Genomic DNA, 4,926 nt, shown 5'->3' with positions numbered 1-4,926 from the left:
CTATTAAAGTTTTAAAAGTAGATTTTTTTATATAATAATTTGTATATTTAATGAAAAATATTTAAAATTGAAAAGTAATGTAAAAAAATATAGTTTATAAAGCGGGGAAATAGATAAGTATGTTTTTATATAAGATGAATGGAAGTAAATTAAAAGAAGTTAGAGAAAAGCCTTTTAAGAAAGAATTTGAAATACATAAATTATGTGAGGAAAATTTAGAAAATATTTTTGGTTTAAAATTTGTTAAAAGAGAATTTTCTTTCAATAATTTTAGATTAGATACTTTAGCTTTTGATGAAAGTAATAAATCATTTGTAATTATTGAATACAAAAATACTAGTAGTTTTAGTGTTATAGATCAAGGATATGCATATCTTTCTTTAATGTTAAACAATAAGGCAGATTTTATTCTAGAATATAATGAAAATTGTAATAGCACTTTAAAAAGAGATGATGTAGATTGGTCACAGTCTAGAGTAATATTTGTATCTCCTAGTTTTAATAACTATCAAAAAGAGAGTATAAACTTTAAAGATTTACCTTTTGAATTATGGGAGGTTAAAAGATTTGACAATGATACAATATATTTTAATCCTATTAAAGTATCAAAAAATTGTGAGTCAATAAAAAGCATTGCCACTACAAGTGAAGTAGTAAAAAGCGTTAATAAAGAAGTTAAAGTAATAACAGAAGAAAATCATTATGAAAATGGTTCGGAAGAAACCATAGAATTATATACTAAGTTTAAAGAATTTATTTTAAATTTAGATGATAATATTAATATAAAATGTACAGGAGCTTATATTGGATTTAGATTAAATAATAAAAATTTAGTAGATATTTTAATACAGAAAAAAGCTGTTAAAGTTTGGTTAAATGCTAAATTTGGAGAATTAAATGATTTTAAAAATATTTCAAGAGATGTGTCTAATACAGGGCATTGGGGAAATGGTGATTATGAGATTAGAGTTAATAGTGATGATGAAATAGAAGATATATTTAGTTTAATAAAACAATTGTATAAATTAAAAATGATATAATATAATTGTATTATTTTAGAATGTTTATGGTAAAGGATGTTGTGATATGGGTAAAAAAATTAAAGTTAAACCAAGTAAAGGACAATCTATGTTTGGGTTTATAGCAGGATTATTATTTATAGGAATAGGTATATTTATAGTTATACCTAACGCTGGAGCATTCGGAATATTATGGACTATTTTTGCGGGAATTATAACTACTACACATGGAATTAATGCTTTTGGAAGTAAAGGAATAGCTACTCATGAAATAGAAGTTACAGAAAATAGGTCAGAGAATGAACTTGATTTTGATGAGAAGTTAAGAAAGTTAAAATCTTTAAAAGAAGATGGCATAATAACTTTAGATGAGTATGAAAGAAAAAGAAATGAGATATTAAAAGAAAAGTGGTAGTTAATAAAGTAATTTAGTAAGTTAAAGAAATGGGGAGAATTTTATGGTATATTCAGGAGTGATATTTGATTTTAATGGAACACTATTTTGGGATTCAGAAAAGCATGATATAGCTTGGAAAGCTTTTTCTAAAGAGCTTAGAGGGTGTGAGTTAACTGATGGAGAACTTAAAAAATATGTTCATGGAAGAACTAATAAACTTATTTTAGAGTATATTGTGGGTGAAGAGTTGGATATTGAAAGAGCTAATTATTTAGCTTCTGAAAAAGAACGTGTTTATAGAGAATTGTGTATAAAAGATAAGGAAAATTTTAAACTAGCACCTGGAGCAGTTGAACTTTTAGATTATTTAAAAGAAAAAGACATAGCAATAAATATCGCTACTGCATCAGATAATAATAATGTAGGTTTTTTTATAGAAAGTTTTAATTTGGACAAATGGTTTGATATAAATAAAATAGTTTATGATGATGGTAATATCAAAAGTAAGCCAAATCCAGATATATATTTAAAGGCAATAGAAAAAATAGGATTAAAGTCAGAGCAATGTATTGTTTTTGAAGATGCTATGTCAGGAATAGAAGCTGCTCATAGAGCAAAAGTTGGTAAGGTATTCGCTATAGCATCACAGCATACAAGAGAGGAACTAGATAAATTATCTAATGTAGATTATGTAATTAATGACTTTAGTAATTTTCCTAGAAATATATTAGATTAGAAAAGAAAGGAAGTAATACTTATGATTAAACATATTGTAATGTGGAAATTAAAAGATTTTGCAGAAGGAAATGAGAAGGCTATAAATGCTGAAAAGATAAAAAATTCTTTAGAAGATTTAAAATCAATGATAGTTGAAATAAAAGCTATTGAGGTAGGAATAAACTTAAATGATAGTGATAAGTCTTATGATGTAGTGTTATATTCAGAATTTGAGTCAATGGATACTTTGAAATTATATCAAAAACATCCAGAACATGTTAAAGTAGGAGAGTTTGTTCGTAAGGTTGTTGAACAAAGAGCAGTAGTAGATTATAAAATAGAAGATATAATTTAAAATAAAAAATAAGTATAAAAGAATAATAATCTTTTATACTTATTTTTATATTAATTTATTAAATTTTAAGCAACATGTTTTTTCTTTTTAAAAACAGCTAGTCCACCTATAGTGGAAATTGCTCCTAAATATAATAATCCATCAGAACCTAATACAAATCCAGTTCTTGGTAAGTTATGAGTATTAGAAAGAACTGCTTTTTCTTGTGAATTAACAGTTGGTAACTCATCACTATTATTAGATTTAATAGCATTTTCTTTATTTTCTATAGCATTATCATTTTTATTGCTTGGTAGTGGAATAACATTAGTTGATTCATTATTATTAGGTACTTGCATATCTTCAGTATTTGGTATCATATTTGTATTTATTGCAGGATCTTTACCATCAACTAAAGTTTTATCATCAAATTTGAAAGGAACATTTCTAATGGTTCCTAATTTTTGAATTAAAGCCTCTCTTATTGGAATACCTGTATCTGTTGCATCTTTAGCACCAGAGAAATCATAATCATCTCCTTTAGCATACATAAAATCGTTAGTTACAACAGGGTACTCTTTGTCCATTTCTACTTTAGTACCATTTAATAATCTCATAGAAGTAATTCTATTACCTAAATCTTTAGTTTTATCATAATAAACTCTTAATCCATAAAATTGTACACAACCTACACTATCATTTAAAATTCCATTTTCTAAAACTTTTTTAAGTTGGCTTCCTGTTAGTTTCATAGTTACAAGAGTATTATCAAAAGGCATAAGTTCCCACATGTTTCCTACAGTTATATTTCCAGCAGGAAGAGGTCTTCTTAACCCACCACCATTAGTTATTCCTATTGGAACACCGGCAGATTCAGCCATATACTTACTAGCAAATTGTCCTAATGGAGATAAAGAATTTCTACTATGAGTTAGTTCACAATCAATATTACAGACTACTTTTTCTAAATTAGATTGTAAATTTTTATTATAATTATCATAAATAGCTTTCATATTTTTATCTTCTACTAAATCTTTACCTTTTTTATAAAGCATTTCTATAGAAGGATTAACTTTTACTTTACCATCTTTAAAAGACAAACTAAGCTTAGCATATCCTCTACCATTACATCCACCTTGAACAATAGGAAGATTATTAATGGTTCCACATACAAATCTATGAGTATGTCCAGAAATTATACCATCAATTCCTACAGTTTTATTTGCTAAATCAACAACTTCTCCAGTTATTTTAGAAGTTTTGAAATCTTGAAGTGAGCCTATATGACTTAATACAAAAACTGCATCAGCACCTTTTTTTTCTCTTAAATATTTAGCCCAATAATTTGTGATCTCTACAGGGTCTTTAAAATCTAAGTCAGCAACATTAGCGGGTTTAGTTTTAGATACTGTTTCAGGAGTTGCTAAACCAATAAAAGCTATAGTTTTTCCATTTATTTTAGCTAATCCATAAGGGTTAGCCCAATCTACAGGTTTATTAGTTGCTTTATTATAAATATTTGCAGCTATAAATTCAAAGTTTCCATCTTTGCCCCATTTTGGAATTATCTCTTTTCCCCAATCAAATTCATGATTACCAATAGCTGAATATACTAGTCCCATTTCTTTTAGCATTTTAATAACAGGTTCTCCTTTTAATTGATTAGACATAGCGGAACCTTGAAATAAGTCACCACCAGATACTACTATAGTATTTGGATTTTGCTCCTTTTGTTTTTTAATTTCTCCTACTAATTTAGCAGCACCTACATTCTTATTTTCTTCTTTTAAAGCACCATGAAAATCATTTATAGATATTATATCAATAGTATCAGATGATTTTTTAGAATTAAGTGAGTTTGTTTCATTATTAGTATTGTCCAATGCAAAAGCAGCACTAGAAGGTAAAAGTAAACTCAATAGCATAGTAATTGCTAAAATATAAGCGGTAAATTTTTTCTTTGAAGTTTTTTCTTTCATAATAAAATTTTTTCCTCCTGTTCTTGTTAAATAATAGATTTTGTATTTTAAAATATGTAAAATCTTCATTAAAGAAGATTAAAAAAAACAACATAATATAATATGCAATTGTAAAAATTAAAAATATAGAAAAATATGTACACGTTTTCTTATGAGTGTGAAATTATTATAAGGACTTAAATTTAGTTTTTAACATAATAATATAATTTTTTAAACAAGTTGCAAACTTGAACTGTTTAGATTGCACAGGAAAAGTTCACCTCATAAAAAACATATTTAAAATAATTTTCTAAGTAGTTAGTAAGTAGTTAGATAGGATTAAAGTAAGTTCTCACTTCTATAAGCAGAGCATGTTTCATAATTAGGATAATTTAATAAGAATTGCAAAATATTTTTAATGGTGTAAATTAAAAACAAAGCAATTCTTATATAATTATCTAAATTTTAAAAAGTTTGTAAGTAGTTTATTAACTTGTAAAT

The 4,926-nt window shown here is 25.9% G+C and carries 5 protein-coding genes; 4 read left to right on the top strand and 1 reads right to left on the bottom strand.

What is annotated here, in order from left to right:
• Window positions 1–119 precede the first annotated feature (119 nt).
• Genes GBZ86_RS12705 through GBZ86_RS12690 form a run of 4 tightly spaced genes read left to right on the top strand, consistent with a single transcriptional unit; the run spans window position 120 to window position 2,488 of the window.
• Complete coding sequence (locus GBZ86_RS12705) at window positions 120–1,040, top strand: DUF5655 domain-containing protein (protein WP_152891210.1); 921 nt, start codon at window positions 120–122, stop codon at window positions 1,038–1,040.
• A gap of 46 nt (window positions 1,041–1,086) precedes the next feature.
• On the top strand, window positions 1,087–1,434 hold the full coding sequence (locus GBZ86_RS12700; RefSeq protein WP_152891209.1) for an SHOCT domain-containing protein: 348 nt from the start codon (window positions 1,087–1,089) through the stop codon (window positions 1,432–1,434).
• A gap of 43 nt (window positions 1,435–1,477) precedes the next feature.
• Window positions 1,478–2,152, top strand: coding sequence for an HAD family hydrolase (locus GBZ86_RS12695; RefSeq protein ID WP_152891207.1), 675 nt, complete (start codon window positions 1,478–1,480; stop codon window positions 2,150–2,152).
• Between the two features lie 21 nt (window positions 2,153–2,173).
• Entirely contained in the window at window positions 2,174–2,488 is a 315-nt protein-coding gene (locus tag GBZ86_RS12690) for a Dabb family protein (RefSeq protein ID WP_152891206.1), read from the top strand.
• 65 nt (window positions 2,489–2,553) lie between these two features.
• Here the strand turns inward: GBZ86_RS12690 and GBZ86_RS12685 are convergent, their stop codons facing one another.
• Window positions 2,554–4,446 (bottom strand): 5'-nucleotidase C-terminal domain-containing protein, encoded by a 1,893-nt coding sequence (locus tag GBZ86_RS12685; RefSeq protein WP_170272245.1) that lies wholly within the window; start codon window positions 4,444–4,446, stop codon window positions 2,554–2,556.
• Window positions 4,447–4,926: the final 480 nt, after the last annotated feature.

This window comes from Clostridium tarantellae (assembly GCF_009295725.1).
GTDB lineage: Bacteria > Bacillota > Clostridia > Clostridiales > Clostridiaceae > Sarcina > Sarcina tarantellae.
This window is presented reverse-complemented; position numbering and strand designations above follow the sequence as displayed.